Origin of the sequence: Micromonospora sp. URMC 106 (assembly GCF_051386395.1) — a bacterium.
GTDB lineage: Bacteria > Actinomycetota > Actinomycetes > Mycobacteriales > Micromonosporaceae > Micromonospora.
The window spans coordinates 26,759-42,460 of sequence record NZ_JBPQTP010000056.1; the positions used below are offsets into that span (position 1 = coordinate 26,759).

14 protein-coding genes and 1 pseudogene are annotated in these 15,702 nt (G+C 75.5%); 11 read left to right on the forward strand and 4 right to left on the reverse strand.

What is annotated here, in order from left to right:
• Positions 1 to 50 precede the first annotated feature (50 nt).
• From ACSNOB_RS18350 to ACSNOB_RS18360, 3 genes are all read left to right on the forward strand, one after another.
• Entirely contained in the window at positions 51 to 1,892 is a 1,842-nt protein-coding gene (locus ACSNOB_RS18350) for an ABC transporter (protein ID WP_436687764.1), read from the forward strand.
• Positions 1,889 to 3,574 (forward strand): GTPase, encoded by a 1,686-nt coding sequence (locus ACSNOB_RS18355; RefSeq protein ID WP_436687765.1) that lies wholly within the window; start codon positions 1,889 to 1,891, stop codon positions 3,572 to 3,574. The genes ACSNOB_RS18350 and ACSNOB_RS18355 overlap by 4 nt, the downstream gene beginning before the upstream one ends.
• Before the next feature lie 113 nt (positions 3,575 to 3,687).
• Positions 3,688 to 4,911 carry a hypothetical protein gene (locus ACSNOB_RS18360; RefSeq protein WP_436687766.1) on the forward strand — a complete coding sequence of 408 codons (1,224 nt, stop codon included), beginning with the start codon at positions 3,688 to 3,690 and terminating at the stop codon, positions 4,909 to 4,911.
• Positions 4,912 to 4,999: 88 nt separating this feature from the next.
• On the opposite strand, the gene ACSNOB_RS18365 is transcribed toward ACSNOB_RS18360, so the two are convergent.
• Positions 5,000 to 5,761, reverse strand: coding sequence for an SDR family NAD(P)-dependent oxidoreductase (locus tag ACSNOB_RS18365; RefSeq protein ID WP_436687767.1), 762 nt, complete (start codon positions 5,759 to 5,761; stop codon positions 5,000 to 5,002).
• A gap of 55 nt (positions 5,762 to 5,816) precedes the next feature.
• On the opposite strand from ACSNOB_RS18365, the gene ACSNOB_RS18370 reads away from it, so the two are divergent.
• Positions 5,817 to 6,440, forward strand: coding sequence for a TetR/AcrR family transcriptional regulator (locus ACSNOB_RS18370; protein WP_436687768.1), 624 nt, complete (start codon positions 5,817 to 5,819; stop codon positions 6,438 to 6,440).
• Between the two features lie 135 nt (positions 6,441 to 6,575).
• On the opposite strand, the gene ACSNOB_RS18375 is transcribed toward ACSNOB_RS18370, so the two are convergent.
• Both ACSNOB_RS18375 and ACSNOB_RS18380 read right to left on the reverse strand, forming a co-directional pair.
• Complete coding sequence (locus tag ACSNOB_RS18375; protein ID WP_436687769.1) at positions 6,576 to 7,013, reverse strand: VOC family protein; 438 nt, start codon at positions 7,011 to 7,013, stop codon at positions 6,576 to 6,578.
• 1 nt (position 7,014) lies between these two features.
• Positions 7,015 to 7,599 carry a DinB family protein gene (locus tag ACSNOB_RS18380; RefSeq protein WP_436687770.1) on the reverse strand — a complete coding sequence of 195 codons (585 nt, stop codon included), beginning with the start codon at positions 7,597 to 7,599 and terminating at the stop codon, positions 7,015 to 7,017.
• Between the two features lie 61 nt (positions 7,600 to 7,660).
• On the opposite strand from ACSNOB_RS18380, the gene ACSNOB_RS18385 reads away from it, so the two are divergent.
• Positions 7,661 to 8,620 carry a helix-turn-helix transcriptional regulator gene (locus ACSNOB_RS18385; RefSeq protein ID WP_436687771.1) on the forward strand — a complete coding sequence of 320 codons (960 nt, stop codon included), beginning with the start codon at positions 7,661 to 7,663 and terminating at the stop codon, positions 8,618 to 8,620.
• 50 nt (positions 8,621 to 8,670) lie between these two features.
• Here ACSNOB_RS18385 and ACSNOB_RS18390 read toward each other — a convergent pair whose 3' ends face one another.
• Positions 8,671 to 9,261, reverse strand: coding sequence for a phosphatase PAP2 family protein (locus ACSNOB_RS18390; protein WP_436687772.1), 591 nt, complete (start codon positions 9,259 to 9,261; stop codon positions 8,671 to 8,673).
• 422 nt (positions 9,262 to 9,683) lie between these two features.
• Between ACSNOB_RS18390 and ACSNOB_RS18395 the strand changes: the two genes are divergently transcribed.
• The 6 genes and pseudogenes from ACSNOB_RS18395 to ACSNOB_RS18420 all read left to right on the forward strand — a co-directional run.
• Complete coding sequence (locus ACSNOB_RS18395) at positions 9,684 to 10,265, forward strand: hypothetical protein (RefSeq protein ID WP_436687773.1); 582 nt, start codon at positions 9,684 to 9,686, stop codon at positions 10,263 to 10,265.
• 703 nt (positions 10,266 to 10,968) lie between these two features.
• Positions 10,969 to 12,144, forward strand: coding sequence for a pyruvate dehydrogenase (acetyl-transferring) E1 component subunit alpha (gene pdhA / locus ACSNOB_RS18400; RefSeq protein WP_436687774.1), 1,176 nt, complete (start codon positions 10,969 to 10,971; stop codon positions 12,142 to 12,144).
• Positions 12,144 to 13,133, forward strand: a complete 990-nt coding sequence (locus ACSNOB_RS18405; RefSeq protein WP_436687775.1) for an alpha-ketoacid dehydrogenase subunit beta — start codon at positions 12,144 to 12,146, stop codon at positions 13,131 to 13,133. Before pdhA ends, ACSNOB_RS18405 begins: the two co-directional genes overlap by 1 nt.
• Before the next feature lie 5 nt (positions 13,134 to 13,138).
• On the forward strand, positions 13,139 to 14,596 hold the full coding sequence (locus ACSNOB_RS18410; RefSeq protein WP_436687776.1) for a dihydrolipoamide acetyltransferase family protein: 1,458 nt from the start codon (positions 13,139 to 13,141) through the stop codon (positions 14,594 to 14,596).
• A gap of 219 nt (positions 14,597 to 14,815) precedes the next feature.
• Positions 14,816 to 14,953 (forward strand): hypothetical protein, encoded by a 138-nt coding sequence (locus ACSNOB_RS18415; protein ID WP_165947779.1) that lies wholly within the window; start codon positions 14,816 to 14,818, stop codon positions 14,951 to 14,953.
• A 343-nt stretch (positions 14,954 to 15,296) separates the two neighbouring features.
• Positions 15,297 to 15,702 (forward strand): annotated as a pseudogene (locus ACSNOB_RS18420) (LppU/SCO3897 family protein); the annotation flags it as partial.

The following is a 15,702-nucleotide window of genomic DNA, read 5'->3' on the forward strand; positions in this document are numbered from 1 at the left end:
TTGCTACCGACCGGTTGTTTTCCCTTGCGTCGGTCGGGCACGCTTTAGCGGTGACGACGCACGGCGATTCCGCCACCCAGGCCGGCGCGCCCACCGTCGCAGCCCGCACCGGCCCCACGGACGCCGGGGAGGACCGGCCCGCCACCACCGGGGACGACAGCCTGCCCGCCGCGCTGGCCGGCCTGCGCGCCGCGATCGGGGCGGCCCGGTTCCCGCTGGCACTGCCCTCCGCCGAGCCCGCCCGACGGGCCGCCGGCAGCCTCACCGACCAGCTCGACGACTACCTGCTCCCCCGGCTGCGCCGGCTCGACGCGCCGCTGCTCGTGGTGGTCGGCGGGTCCACCGGCGCGGGAAAGTCCACCCTCGTCAACAGCCTGGTGCAGGCGCGGGTGAGCGCCGCCGGGGTGCTCCGGCCCACCACCCGCTCCCCGGTGCTGGTGTGCAGCCCGGCCGACTCCGGCTGGTTCCGCCAGGGCGAGCTGCTGCCCGGCCTCACCCGCACCACCGAGCCCAGCGAGGACCCGCGCACCCTGCAACTGGTCACCGCCCCGGCCCTGCCGCCCGGGCTGGCCTTCCTCGACGCCCCCGACATCGACTCGGTGGTCGACGCCAACCGGGCCCTGGCCGGCCAGCTCCTGGCCGCCGCCGACCTCTGGCTCTTCGTCACCACCGCCGCCCGCTACGCGGACGCCGTCCCCTGGGAGCTGCTGCGCAGCGCCCGCGCCCGCGGCGCGGTGATCGCCATGGTGCTGGACCGGGTGCCCCCGGAGGCGGCCGACGAGATCGCCGCCCACCTGTCGGAGATGCTCGCCGCCCAGGATCTCGGCGCGGCCCCGCTGTTCGTGCTGCCGGAGACCTGGGTCGACGGCCAGGGCCTGCTGCCCGACCGGGTCACCGCGCCGCTCTCCGCGTGGTTCGCCCGGCTGGCCGCCGACGCCGACGCCCGGGCGGCCGTGGTCCGGCAGACCCTCGACGGCGCGCTCGCCGCGCTGCGCCCGGCGGCCGAGCAGCTCGCCGACGCCGCGGACGAGCAGGTGACCGCCGCCGACGCGCTCGACGAGCGGGTGCGGGCCGCGTACCGGGGGGCGCACCGGACCGTCGAGCAGGGGCTGAAGGACGGTCGGCTGCTCCGTGGCGAGGTGCTCGCGCGGTGGCAGGAGTTCGTCGGCACCGGCGAGTTCTTCCGCACCCTGGAGGCCCGGATCGGGCGGCTCCGCGACCGGGTGGTCGCCGCCGTCACCGGCCGGCCCGCGCCCGCCTCCGAGCTGCGGGAGGCCATCGAGTCCCAGCTGGTGACCCTGCTGCGCGGCGTGGCCGCCGAGGCGGCGGAGAACGCGTACACCGGGTGGAAGGCGCATCCCGCCGGGACGGCGCTGCTCGAACCGGGGCTCGCCCACCCCGCCGGCGACCTGCCCGAACGGGCCGAGCGGCTGGTCCGGGAGTGGCAGCGCGGCGTGCTGGAGCTGGTCCGGGTCGAGGGCGGCGACCGGCGCTTCGTGGCCCGGACGGCCGCGTACGCGGTGAACGCCACGGGGCTCGTTGTGATGATCGCCGTGTTCGCCTCGACCGCGTTCATCCCGACCGGGTTGGAGGTCGCCACCGGGGCCGGCACCACTGTCGCCGCGCAGACCGTGCTCCAGGCGATCTTCGGCGACCAGGCCGTGCGTACGCTCGCCGCCAAGGCCCGGGCCGACCTGCTGGACCGGGTGCGGGCGCTGCTGGACGACGAGGCCGCCCGCTACCTGGCCCGGACGGCGGAGTCCCGGCCCGCCGCGGAGACCGCGGAGGCGCTGCGCGGGGCCGCCAACCGGGTGGAGATCGCGCGGCACCGCAGCGGCCTCGCCGACACGGACGCCGCGAGCCTCCCCGGCACCGAGGGCGGAGAGTCATGACGAACATCGTCGGGCGCATGCGCGAGGCGTTCCGCGGTGACCGGCGGGTCGACGCCGACGCGCTGATCGCCCGCCTCGACGCCGTACGCCGGTTCCTCGCGGTCGTCGACGGCCACCTGCCGGACTCGCAGCTCGTGCCGGCGCACACCCTGGTCGAGCGGGCCGGCACCCGGCTGGCGCTCTCCCGCGACCACACGGTGGTGGCCCTCGCCGGCGCGACCGGCAGCGGCAAGTCGAGCCTGTTCAACGCGCTCGCCCGGATGGAACTCTCCCCGGTCGGGGTGCGCCGCCCCACCACCGGCGTCACCCACGCCTGCGTCTGGGGGCCGCTCGACGGCGGCAACCGGCTGCTCGACTGGGTCGGCGTGCTGCCCCGGCACCGGTTCGTGCGGGAGAGCGTGCTCGACGGCGACGACGAGTCCGCCCTGCACGGGCTGATCCTGCTCGACCTGCCCGACTTCGACTCGGTGCAGCGGTCCCACCGCCTGGAGGTGGATCGGCTGCTCGGCCTCGTCGACCTCGTGGTGTGGGTGGTCGACCCGCAGAAGTACGCCGACCGCGTCATCCACACCAGCTACCTGCGCGAGTTCCACCGGCACCGCGACGTCACCCTGGTCGTGCTCAACCAGGCCGACCGGCTGCCCCCGGCCGAGCTGCCCCGGGTCCTGGCCGACCTGCGCCGGCTGCTCGACGCGGACGGCCTGGACGGCGTGCCGCTGCTGGCCACCACCGCCGTGGACCCGGCGGGCATGGTCGGGCTGCGGGAGGCACTGGAACGGACGGTGGCCGAGCGGCAGGCCGCGCTGCGCCGCCTCCAGGGCGACGTGGACGCCGTGGTGGCCGGGCTCGACGAGCTGGTCGGGAGCGCCGCGCCGGCCGCCGGGCCCGACGACGCCGCCGGCACCGCGCTGCACCGGGCGTTGGCCGGCGCGGCCGGGGTGCCGGCGGTCGCCGAGGCGGTCGAGCGGGCGTACCGGCACCGGGGCGGCGCGGCCACCGGCTGGCCGCTGGTCCGGGGCTGGCGCCGGCTGCGGCCCGACCCGCTGCGCCGGCTGCACCTGCCCGGCCCGGCCGGCGACCGCGACGAGCCGGCGGAGAGCCTGGTCGCCGCGACCTCGGTGCCCGACCCCACCGCCGCCCAGCGCTCCGCGCTCGGCCTGGCGATCCGGTCGGTGGCCGACCGGGCGGGCACCGACCTGCCCGCCTCCTGGCCGGCGGCGGTGACCGCCGCCGCCCGGTCTCGCCTCGGCGACCTGCCGGACGCTCTGGACCGCGCGGTCGCCGGCACCGACCTCGGCATGGACCGGCGGCCGCTCTGGTGGCGGATCGTCGGTGGCCTCCAGTGGCTGGTGACCCTGGCCGCGCTGGCCGGGCTCGGGTGGCTGGCGCTCGACTACGGGCTGCGCGCGCTGGGCCTGCCGGCGTTGGACAACCCGGCCGTGGGCGAGGTGCCGCTGCCCACCCTGCTGTTCCTGGGCGGCCTGCTCGCCGGGCTGCTGGTGGCCGCCCTGACCAGGCCGGTCGTCCGCTGGGCGGCCCGCCGGGCGCGCCGCCGGGCGGAGCGACGGCTCACCGACGCGGTGGCGGCGGTCGGCGAGGAGTACGTGCTGGCCCCGGTCCGCGCGGTGCTCGCCTCCTACGCCGAGGCCCGGGCGGCCCTGGGGGACGCCGCCGGCCGCTGAGCTGGGAACCCCGCCCGACGCCAGCCTCAGGACGGTCGTGCGGGCGGCACGACGCGGGCGACGCTCGGGTCGCTCGTACCGTCCCGAGCCGGGCGGCAGCGTAGGGTCGGTGGATGGGAACGCCTCAGACCCCGTACGACGCGGTGCTGCACGCCGCCCGCGACGTGGCCAAGCTGGAGAACGCCCTCGACGCGGAGATGCTCGGCGCGGCCCTGCTCGGCAGCGTCTACGCGGTCGCGGAGACCAACCGCGACGCCGCCGTCCGGGACTTCGTGGCCGGCTTCCTGGCCGCCACCTCCCGCCGCCGCTCGGCCGCCGCCACCACCATCCGCCCCGTCTTCGCCGCGCTGGTGCCCGACGCCGAGGGCGCCGCCCGGATCCGCCCCGGCGCCGCCGCCCCCGACTGGGCCGCCCACCTCGGCCGGGTGCACCTCACCGGCTGCTGGTCCTACGGCGACGTGTACGGCGACCAGACCTCCTACCTCGCGACCTTCGCGTACGACGACCCGGCCGGCGGGCCGGCGCACGCGGTGGTGACGCTGCTCGACCACAACATCGGCATCACCAAGGACGTCTTCGTCGGCGGGCCGCCCGAGCGGATCCTCGGGCAGGTCCGGCAGATGTGCGCCGGGGACGAGCTGACCTGGTTCCGCGACGAGGAGCCGGACCGGATGCACGCCGAGGTGAGCCGGCACCTGGCGATCACCGACGCGCTCAGCGAGCTGCCCGGGGAGGGCTCGCTGGCCACCGACCGCGCCCTGCTCGGCGCCCGGCTGGCCCGGCTGCCCCACCGTGCCGACGCGGCCCCCGCGCCCGCCGTCGAACCGCTCACCGCCGCCGAGCGCACGGACCTGGTCCGCCGGTTCCTCGCCTCGCCCGAGGCGGCCCGGTTCGGCCTGGACGTCGCCGACGGGGCGGAGCTGGCCTCGCTGCACTTCTGCCTCAGCCTGCTGCTGGACCACGCGGCCAGCTTCCCGGACGCCGACCCGATGCGGTGGAGCCCCACCGTGGCGGGGCTGTTCCTGCTCGACTGGGTGCATCGGCGGGCGGTGCTGGACATGGACGACGCCGCCCTGCTGCCCCGGGTGCTGCGGGCCTGGGCCGCGTACGCCGCCCGCAAGCGCGGGCTGCCCGAACGGGCGGCGGCGCAGACCGACACGGCGATCGAGGAGATGGTGCCCGAGTTCGCCCGCCTCTACAGCACCGGCGAGCGGCGCAGCCCGGCCACCGCCGCCGTCGCCCAGTTGATGGCCGACGGCGTCGACCCGGACGACCCGGCCGCCCTGGACGCCTGGATCGAGGCCAACCGGCACCGCCTGGCCGACGACGGCGCCTGACGGATCCCGCGCTCCGGGCGCCCCTGGCGTACGCCGTCAGGGGCGCCCGGAGCGTCACAGGGCCGAGCCGCCGGTGGCGCCCGGAGCGTCACAGGGCCGAGCCGCCGGTGGCGTCGACGACCTGGCCGGTGACCCAGCGGGCCTGCTCCGAGGCGAGGAACCGCACCACGTCGGCCACGTCCTCGACGGTGCCGACCCGGTTGAACACCGACAGCGCGGCGGCCGCCTCCCTGGCGTCGCCCTGCTGGAGCCAGCCGGCGTTCATGTCGGTGTCGATGACGCCGGGCAGCACGGCGTTGACGGTGATGCCGCGGGCGGCCAGGGTCGGGGCCAGGGCCAGCGTCAACGCGTTCAGCGCCGCCTTCGTCGCCGAGTAGACGGGATGCGTCGGGGCGGCGATCCGGGTGTAGCCCGTCGAGATGTTGACCACCCGGCCGCCGTCGCGCATGTGCGGCCACAGCGCCTGGGTGAGGAAGAGCGGAACGGTGAGGTTGACCTCCACCACCCGCCGGTAGGTCTCCTCGTCGATCGAGCCCAGCCCCTGCGGCTCGCCGATGCCGGCGTTGTTGACCAGGACGTCGATCTCGCGGTGCCCGACGGCCTGTTCGACCTGGTCGAGGAACGCCGTGGCGAGCCGCTCGGCGGCGGTCGCGCCGTCGGCGTCGAAGCCCGCCCGGACCAGCACCGGCACCGCGCCGGAGCGGCGGACCAGTTCCGCGGCCTGCCGGGCGGCGGACTCGTCGCGCGTGTAGTGGATCCCCACCACCTCCGCGCCCGCGTCGGCAAGCGCCACCGCGATCGCCCGGCCGATGCCCCGCGAACTGCCCGTGACCAGCACCGATTGCCCCATGACTCCCCCTTTTGTAGCGACCACTACAGAACTGGCGACTACTATAGTGGTCGCTATGAAAAGCGGGAAGCGGGGGCCGGGCCGCCCCCGGTCCTTCGACGAGGAGCAGGTCCTGGAGCAGGCCACGCAGGTGTTCTGGGCGCACGGCTACGAGGGCGCCAGCCTCGCGATGCTGCAGGCGGCCACCGGCCTGAACCCGCCGAGCATCTACCACGCGTTCGGGTCGAAGGCCGGGTTGTACTCCGCCTGCCTCGACCACTACGTCGCGCACTTCGGGCAGTACACCAGCGACGCGCTCAGCCGGGAGGTTCCCGACCGCGCCGGGCTGGCGGAGTTCCTCCTCGGCGCGGCCCGCCAGTTCACCGGTGCCGGGCGCCCGGGCGGGTGCATGATCTCCACGGCGGCGCTCGAACTGCCACCCCAGGCGGACGCCGTCGCCCGGGCCGTCGCCGGCCGACGCGACACGACCCTGGGTCTCCTCACCGACTACTTCCGGCGCGCCCAGGCCGCGGGCACGCTCGATCGCGGAGCGGACCCGCGGGCACTGGGCCGGTACTTCGGGGCGATCATCCAGGGCATGTCGGTGCAGGCCCGGGACGGCGCCACGGTGGACGAGCTGGCGGCCGTGGCCCGGGTCGCGCTCACCGCCTGGCAGGAGCCTGCCGGGACGCGCCGGTAGCGCTCGACCTGCCGTCGTGCGGGCCCGGTCCTCCGGTGCCGGTCTCCGTCGCCGACGACGCGGGCGAAGTCGCCCGCTCGGCAGCCAGCGCCGCGACAGGCCGCGCTGACGTCGTCGACCCCACCGCGTGGCCGATCAGTCGAGGCAGAACTCGTTGCCCTCGGGGTCGGCCATCACGATGTGGCCGGCGCCGAGCGGGGGAGCGGGCTCGAAGCGCCTGAGCCGGGTGGCGCCGTGGGAGACGAGCCGCTCGGCCTCCGCCTCCAGGGCCGCCATCCGCGCGTCGCCCTCGAGGCCGGGGGCGGCGCGCACATCGAGGTGTACGCGGTTCTTGGCCTGCTTGCCCTCCGGCACCCGCTGGAAGAACAGCCGCGGCCGGGAGCCCTCGGGGTCGACCAGCCCGGAGGCGTCGTTGCGGCGCTCGGGCGGCACGCCCATCGCCTCCAGCGCCTGCTCCCACGACTCGAAGCCCCCGGGCGGGGCCTGCAACTGGTAGCCGAGGGCCTCGGCCCAGAACGCCGCCAGCCCGGCCGGGTCGGCGCAGTCGAAGGTGATCTGTACGTCGCGGGCCATCTCAGCTCGCCTCCTGCCGGGTCTGCTGGCGGGTGTGCAGGTGGAGGTCGCGGAGCAGGCACACCTCGGCCAGGTGGTGGATCAGCTCGCGGTTGACGTGCAGCACCAGCGCTGCCAGCGGACGGTCGGCGTACGGTCCCTCCGCCTCCCCGCACGGGCGGGCGAGGCCGGTTTCGCCGAGGGACTCGACCCCGGCCAGCCACGTGGCGTACTCGGTGTCGAGCTGGGCCAACGCCTCGGCCGCAGTCGCAGCGTAGTCGAACGACTGGTAGTCGGTGGGCGTGCGACCGAAGTGCGCGGCGTTGCGCGCCGCGAGCACGCCGACGATCACGTGCCCGAGTCGCCAGGCGATCGTCGTGAACGGTGGCGGGTCGGGCTGCGGCATCGCGAAGTCGATGGTCATCGCGCCGGAGCCGGCCCGCACCGGTGCGGTGCCGGTGCCCCGCGGGCGCACGCTCCAGCAGCCGGGCGCCGGCTCCCAGAAGTACTCGTCGTCGGTGAGCCCGTCGAGGCGCTCGCGCAGCTGGTTGGTCCAGTGCCAGGCGAGCTGGTCTCGGAGCAGCGGGTTCCAGGTCCGGTCGGTCATGGCGCCATCCTGGCGGCCATAGCGGACAGGATCGTTCCGCGATCTGTGCAACGCTGAGCGCATGACCGTCGAGGGGACGACCGAGCGGGTGCTGCGGCTGCTGGCGCTGCTGCAGCGGCGGCCGTCCTGGACCGCCGCCGAACTCTCCGCCGAGCTGAGGGTCACCGACCGCTCGGTGCGCCGCGACGTGGAGCGGCTGCGCGCGCTCGGCTACCCCGTGCACTCGACGGCCGGCGTCGGCGGCGGCTACCAGCTCGGCGCGGGCACCCGGCTGCCGCCGCTGCTCCTCGACGACGAGGAGGCGATCGCGACGGCGGTCTCCCTACGGCTGGCGTCGGGGGGCACGGTCGCCGGGGCGGGCGAGGCGGCACTGCGGGCGCTCGCGAAGCTCGACCAGGTGATGCCGTCCCGACTGCGCGCCGAGGTGCGGGCGGTGCACGGCGCCACCGAGACCCTCGTCGGCCCGGGGGTCGAGATCGACGCGGAGCTGCTGGTGACGCTCGCGCGGGCCTGTCGCGACGCCGTGCGGGTGCGGTTCCGGTACGCCGGCCGCGACGGCGGGGAGCACGAGCGCACGGTCGAGCCGGTGCGGATGGTCACCACCGGCCGCCGCTGGTACCTGATGGCCTGGGACGTCGACCGCGACGACTGGCGCACCTTCCGGCTGGACCGGATGCGTGAGGCGGTGGCGACGACCTGGCGCTTCCGGGCGAGGGAGCATCCGGACCCGGTCGCCTACGTGCAGCGGTCCGTGACCGAGACGCCGTACCGATATCTCGCCCGGGTACGGGTGCACGCCCGGCCCGACCGGGTGCGGGAGCTGGTGCCGCCCCAGGTGGGGCGCGTCGAGGACGATCGCGACGGGTGGTGCGTGCTCGTCGTCGGCGGGGAGCACCTGGACTCGCTCGCCGTACACGTGGCCCGGCTGGGCTTCGAGGCGGAGGTGCTGGAGCCTCCGGAGCTGCGGGAGGCCGTCGCCCTGCTCGCCCGCCGCCTCGCGGCGATGGCCGGCCCCGGCTGACGGACCCGGCCGGTCCCCGCGGTCCGGCACTCCCTCCACCGACGGGCGGCTCAGCGCAGGGCGGCGAAGACGACCCCCGCGACCAGGGCGCCGAGCAGGCCGCCCGCGACGACCTGGGGCACGGTGTGGTCGCGCAGGCGGACCCGGGACCAGCCGACGAGCACGAGCAGCGGCGCGGTCGCCAGCAGCGCCACCCCGAACGTCAGCACCAGCACGACCACCGTGCCGGCGGCGACCGCCGAGTGGATCGACATCTTCCACCAGTGGCTCACCGCCACGGCGACCACCAGGCCGACCAGGCCGGCGGCGGCCAGGGCCACCACCGGGCGGGGCGCGCCGAGCACCGCGAGCAGGGCCAGGCCGGCGGCCACCGAGCAGAGGCCGAACAGCAGCGGGACGCGGCGCTGCTCGCGGACCCCCACGTGGTGGTCGGTGAACCGGCCCCGGCGCACCCCGCCGACGATGTACGCGAACGGGATGCCGGTGGCGAAGAGCGTGGCGAGCAACCCCCAGGCCAGCCCGTGCACGCCCCGGGCGCTGTGCCAACCGACCGCCACCGTCAGCAGGGAGACCAGCACGGCCGGGGCGGTCAGCTCGGTGACGAGCCGGGCGAGCCGCAGCGCGCGACCGGGACGCGGCACGGCGGCCGGGCGGGCCGAGGGCCCTGCGCCCGTGCCGTCCGCTCCGCTCAGCGCCCCCGCCTCTGCTCCGCCCCTGGGCCGCCGCCCGGAGCCACCCCGGCCATCCACCGGCAGTCCGATCCGGGCCGCGACCGCCCGGTGCCTCACCTGCCGCCGAAGGTCACCGTACCCGCGTGGCCGCCCGGTCCGGGCCGCATCCGCAGGTGGTGGGGCCGGGCCGGCGAGCACGGCCGGGGCAGGGGGATCACCGGGCGCGAGCGCGAGCGCGGGCCGGACCGGCACCGGCCGCCGAGGTCGGGGCGTCGGTCCGGGTCGGGGGGCTGGTCGCGGTCGGGGGGCTGGTCCGGGTCCGGCCGCCGGTAGCGATCGGAGGGCTGGTCGCGGTCGGGGCGTCCGTCGGGTCCCTCGGCGACGGGGTTACGGTGGGCGTCCTCGTCGGCGTCGGATCGGGGGCCGGCAGCGACACCGTGCTCGTCGGCTCGGGCGAGGTCGGATCGACGGTCGGTTCGGGCGAGGTCGGGTCGACGGTCGGTTCGGCGGCCGGCGAGGTTGGAGCGGCAGGTGAGGAGCCGGTGGCCGTCACCACCGGGGACGGGCTCGGCGAGGCCGACGGGCTGGGCGACGGCGACGGGCTGGGCGACGGGTTCGGTACGGGCAGCGGCACCGGCCGCCCGGCCGGCGGGCGCGGCGGGACCACCGCGGGCGGAGGCGCCGGGCGCACCGCCGACCCCGGCTCCGGCACCTCGACCGGCGTACGCGGGACCGGCGCGGCGGGGCGCCAACCGCTCGGGGTCGCCACGGCGGGGGACGGGGGCGACGGGGTGACCGCGGGCTGGCTCGTCGCCGGCAGCGGGATCACCACCGGTCCCACGGAGGGCGTCGGCAGGAACGCGGTGCCGCTGTCCGGCAGGGCCGTGCTGCCGACGGTGGCGGAGCCGGTGCTGATCGCGGCGAGGATCGGCATCGACGCGGTGCCGGCGAGCAGCGCGACGGTGAACAGGTAGCCCCGGGGCGGCCCGCCGGACCCGGGCGCCCGGTGCGCGCCCACCATCCGGCGGTAGCCACCGGTCGCGCGGTGCCGGCCGAGGAACGGGGCACCGGGGCCTTCACCTGGATCGGACACCGCACACTCCTCCTCGTCGGCCTCCCGCCCGGCGGGGAAGCGTGGGACCACCCGTCCGGCGGCGGTCGCCGCCACGGCGACCGACCGGGCGCCCGACAGCACCGCTGGGCCGGGGGAAGCGGCAAACCGCTCGACCTGGGCGATCCCGCGACAATCAGGCTGACCCAGTGACGCTGCGTCAGCCAACCCCGCACAGCGTGTCGACACGCGTATCTGGCCGAACGGTGACGAACCACCGCCGGATCGGCCGCGCGTCGATGGAACGGACACCCGGCGCTTCGTGTAACGAAGCGGGGCGGCTGGCCGGTGCGGGGCGGGCGTACTGTGGGCGCGCTCACGTGTGATGCGAATATGGACCACGACGGCAACGCAGCCACGACCTCCGCGCACCCTCGCGGCAGGCGCGGCTGGGCGCCGGCGCTCCCGAACCGGGTTCGGCCAGAATCCGGCTTCACGCCGCGCGGCAACCCCCACCGGGGCTAGGCGCGGCCGCCAGGAACCGGTCCGGCACCAGCCGGACAGGCGCACGAGTTGCGCGGCCGGGTGACCCCCCGGTGCCGACGCAGACAGACAGGGAGAGACGGATGGCAAAGGGCGACCCCGGGGTCTCCAGCCGCGGCCGGCGGGCCGCACCCCGCTCCAGGAAGGGCGCGACCGGCGACCCGCAGCTGGTGCAGCTGCTCACCCCCGAGGGTGAGCGCATCGAGAGCGCGACCGGCCCCGACGGGACGGAATACCGCGTCGACTTCACCGACGAGGAGTACCGCGGGCTCTACCGCGACCTCGTGCTGGTCCGCAAGCTCGACGCCGAGGCCACCGCGCTGCAGCGCCAGGGCGAGCTGGGCCTGTGGGCCAGCCTGCTGGGCCAGGAGGCCGCGCAGGTCGGCTCCGGGCGCGCGCTGCGTACCCAGGACATGGCCTTCCCGACCTACCGGGAGCACGGCGTCCTCTACTGCCGGGGCATCGACCCGATCATGCCGCTCGGCCTGTTCCGGGGCGTCGACCAGGGCGGCTGGGATCCGAACGAGTTCAAGTTCAACATGTACACGATCGTGATCGGGGCGCAGACCCTGCACGCGACCGGGTACGCCATGGGCGTCAGCATGGACGGCAAGACCGGGACCGAGGACGGCGAGGCGGTGATCGCCTACTTCGGCGACGGCGCCACCAGCCAGGGCGACGTCAACGAGGCGTTCGTCTGGGCCAGCGTCTTCAACGCCCCCCTGGTGTTCTTCTGCCAGAACAACCAGTACGCCATCTCCGAGCCGCTGGAGCGGCAGACCCGCGTCCCGCTCTACCAGCGGGCGGGCGGCTTCGGCTTCCCCGGCGTCCGGGTGGACGGCAACGACGTGCTCGCGTCGTACGCGGTGACCCGGCACGCGCTCGACAACGCCCGGCTCGGCCAGGGCCCCAGCCTGATCGAGGCATACACCTACCGGATGGGGGCGCACACCACCTCCGACGACCCGACGCGCTACCGGATCGCCAGCGAGGTCGAGGCCTGGCAGGCCAAGGACCCGATCGCCCGGATGAAGGCGTTCCTGGAGAAGCAGCAGATCGCCGACGCCGACTTCTTCGCCGCCGTCGACGAGCAGGCCCGCGCCGAGTCGGTGCACCTGCGCGAGCGGGTGCTCGCCATGCCCAACCCCGAGCCGGTGACGATGTTCGACCACGTCTACCCCAACGGGTCCCCGGAGCTCGACGAGCAGCGGGCCCAGTTCGCGAAGTACATGGAGTCGTTCGAGGGGAGCGCCCACTGATGGCCACGGAGACGCTCAGCCTCGGCAAGGCCCTCAACACCGGCCTGCGCAGGGCCTTGGAGAACGACCCCAAGGTCGTCATCATGGGCGAGGACGTCGGCAAGCTCGGCGGCGTCTTCCGGATCACCGACGGCCTGCAGAAGGACTTCGGCGACCAGCGGGTGATCGACACCCCGCTCGCCGAGTCCGGCATCATCGGCACCGCCGTCGGCCTGGCCATCCGCGGCTACCGCCCGGTCTGCGAGATCCAGTTCGACGGCTTCGTCTACCCCGCGTACGACCAGATCGTGTCGCAGGTGGCGAAGATGCACTACCGCTCGCAGGGCAAGGTCAAGATCCCGATGGTCATCCGGATCCCCTTCGGCGGCGGCATCGGCGCGGTCGAGCACCACTCGGAGTCGCCGGAGGCGTACTTCGCCCACACCGCCGGCCTCAAGGTGGTGAGCTGCGCCAGCCCGCAGGACGCGTACTCGATGATCCAGCAGGCGATCGCCTCGGACGACCCGATCGTGTTCCTGGAGCCGAAGCGGCGCTACTGGGAGAAGGGTCCGGTCGAGCTGGACGCCCCGCTGTCGGAGGCGTACCCGCTGCACGCCGCCCGGGTCGTCCGGCCCGGCACCGACGGCACCCTGCTGGCGTACGGGCCGATGGTGCGGACCTGCCTGGACGCGGCGACCGCCGCCGCCGAGGACGGCCGCGAGCTGGAGGTCATCGACCTGCGTACGCTCTCGCCGCTGGACCTGACCGCCGCGTACGAGTCGGTGCGGCGCACCGGCCGCTGCGTGGTCGTCCACGAGGCCCCGGGGAACCTGGGCCTCGGCTCGGAGATCGCGGCCCGGATCACCGAGCAGTGCTTCTACTCCCTGGAGTCCCCGGTGCTGCGGGTGACGGGCTTCGACACCCCCTACCCGGCCTCCCGGGTGGAGGAGGAGTACCTTCCCGACCTCGACCGGGTGCTCGACGCCGTCGACCGCACCTTCGGCTGGTGAGCGGCATGTCGCGGATCAAGGAGTTCAACCTTCCCGACCTGGGCGAGGGCCTGACCGAGGGCGAGATCCTCGCCTGGCTGGTCAAGGTCGGTGACGTCATCGAGCTGAACCAGCCGATCGTCGAGGTGGAGACGGCCAAGGCGGCCGTCGAGATCCCGGCGAAGTGGGCCGGCCAGGTGCAGGCGATCTTCCACCCGGAGGGGACCACGGTCGAGGTCGGCACGCCGATCATCGCGATCGACACCGATCCGGGCGCCGGGCCGATCGAGCCGTCGACGACCGGTGCGCGGGCCGCCGACCTGCCGACCCCGTCGGCGGCGTCGCTGGCTGCGGTCGAGGTGGCGCCGACCGAGGGCGCCGTCGAGCCGGGCCTGATCGGCGGTCCCGCCCCGGGTGGGCGTACCGCCGTGCTGGTCGGCTACGGCCCGCGGACGACGGCGGCCAAGCGGCGCCCGCGCAGGGATGCCGCCCCGGTGCCGGCCCAGGCCGCGGCCCCGGTCACTCCGGCGGCCCCGGTCGCCCCGGCCACGCCGGTGACCACCGCGCCGTCGAACGGCCACGGCCGGGCCGGCGGCCCGGTGCTGGCCAAGCCCCCGGTACGCAAGCTCGCCAAGGATCTCGGCGTCGACCTGTCCACGCTGACCGGCTCGGGCCCGCTGGGCTCGATCACCCGGGAGGACGTGCAGCGGGCGGCGAGCGGGACCACGGCGGCGGCCGAGCCGCTCGCGGTGGCGGCCCCGACCACGGCGGCCAGCTTCGGCGCGGACCGCGAGCAGCGCATCCCCGTCAAGGGGGTACGCAAGCTCACCGCCGAGAACATGTCCCGCTCGGCCTTCACCGCGCCGCACGTCACGGAGTTCCTGACCGTCGACGTGACCCGGTCGATGAAGGCCCTGGACCGGCTCCGCAACCGGCGGGAGTGGCGCGACGTGCGGGTCTCGCCGCTGCTGCTGGTCGCCAAGGCGGTGCTGTTGGCGGTCAAGCGCCACCCGATGGTCAACTCGACCTGGGCCGGCGACGAGATCGTGGTCAAGGACTACGTCAACCTGGGCATCGCGGCGGCCACCGAGCGCGGGCTGATCGTGCCGAACATCAAGGACGCGGGCCGGCTCTCGCTGCGCGAGCTGGCGGACGCGATGACGGACCTGGTGCAGACGGCCAAGGCCGGGAAGACCTCGCCGGCCGACATGTCGGGCGGCACGCTGACGATCACCAACGTCGGCGTGTTCGGGGTGGACACCGGCACGCCGATCCTGCCCCCGGGCGAGTCGGCGATCCTGGCATTCGGCGCCGTACGCGAGATGCCCTGGGTGCACAAGGGCAAGGTCCGCCCGCGCCAGGTCACCACGCTGGGCCTGTCGTTCGACCACCGCATCATCGACGGTGAGCTGGGCTCGAAGTTCCTGCGCGACATCGGGGACTTCCTGGCCGACCCGGAGGCGGCGCTGCTCGCCTGGACCTGACCGGTCTCGACGCCAGCCACGGCCGGTGTGCCACGGGTGAACGCCCGGCACACCGGCCGTGTCCGTTGGGCGACAGAAACATCGGCCCCGAGGTCCGCCGACCTTCGATCGTTAGGCTCGTGTCCCAGCTCACCTAATAATCGATGGAAGTTGAGGCCGTCATGCGGTTGAATAGAGACATCAAGGGGCTGACAACCGAATAGCCAGGAGGAGAGACCCGTGAGCATGATCGAGCGAATCCGTAACCGCCGCGACGCCAACCGCCGCGCCCGTGCCATCGAGCACGCGCTGCGCTCCGCCAACTCGCCCGCGGTCCGCGAAGAGATCCTCGCCATCGCCCAGCGTCACATGAGCTGACGCCCAGAACCTTCCTCACCTCCTCCAGATCGATGGCCCGCCCGGTCCGCCCGGGCGGGCCATCGGCGTTCCGCGCCGATTGACACCGGGATTCCACCTCGCCGCAGCGCCCGGTACGGTGGGCTTCGGTCGTCGCCCGCGGCCCGAAGCGGGTCGAGTCGATAGAAGCCACTCGACACCGCCCGGCCACGCGGAGTGACGGCCGGTGCTCCCCGGAAGCCCTCGGGCGGTCACCGGATACGGTGCGGGGAGCCGGCACGGCCGGTACACCGGCGACGCCGGCCACCCTGCCGAGCAGACCGATCGGCAGCGGCGGCCGACAGGTGATGGAGGAGGCGCACGCATGACGTCCGAGGGCACGCACCACCCCGGCCAGCAGCCGGACGAGGTGTCGCCGGGCGCCGGCGGACCGGCGCCGTACGGCGACCGCCCGGCGCAGCAGGGCAACGGCTACGGCGTCGGCGCACCCGACCTCGGCTGGGCGCCCCCGCCGCCGTCGGGGCAGCCGAACCCGCCCACCTGGGCCGCGCAGAACGAGCAGCAGCCCGGCCCCGCCTGGGGCGCCGGCCAGGCTCCACAACAGGCCGACCAGGCCCCGCCCGCCTCCTGGGGCCCGGCCGACGGCCAGCCCCAGCCGGCTTGGGCCGGCGCACAGGGCGAGCAGGCCGCTCCCGCGTGGGCCACGGCCGCCCCGCCGCCGCACGCCACCCCCGACCAGCCCGCGTGGGCCCAGGCGACCAGGCGGGGGC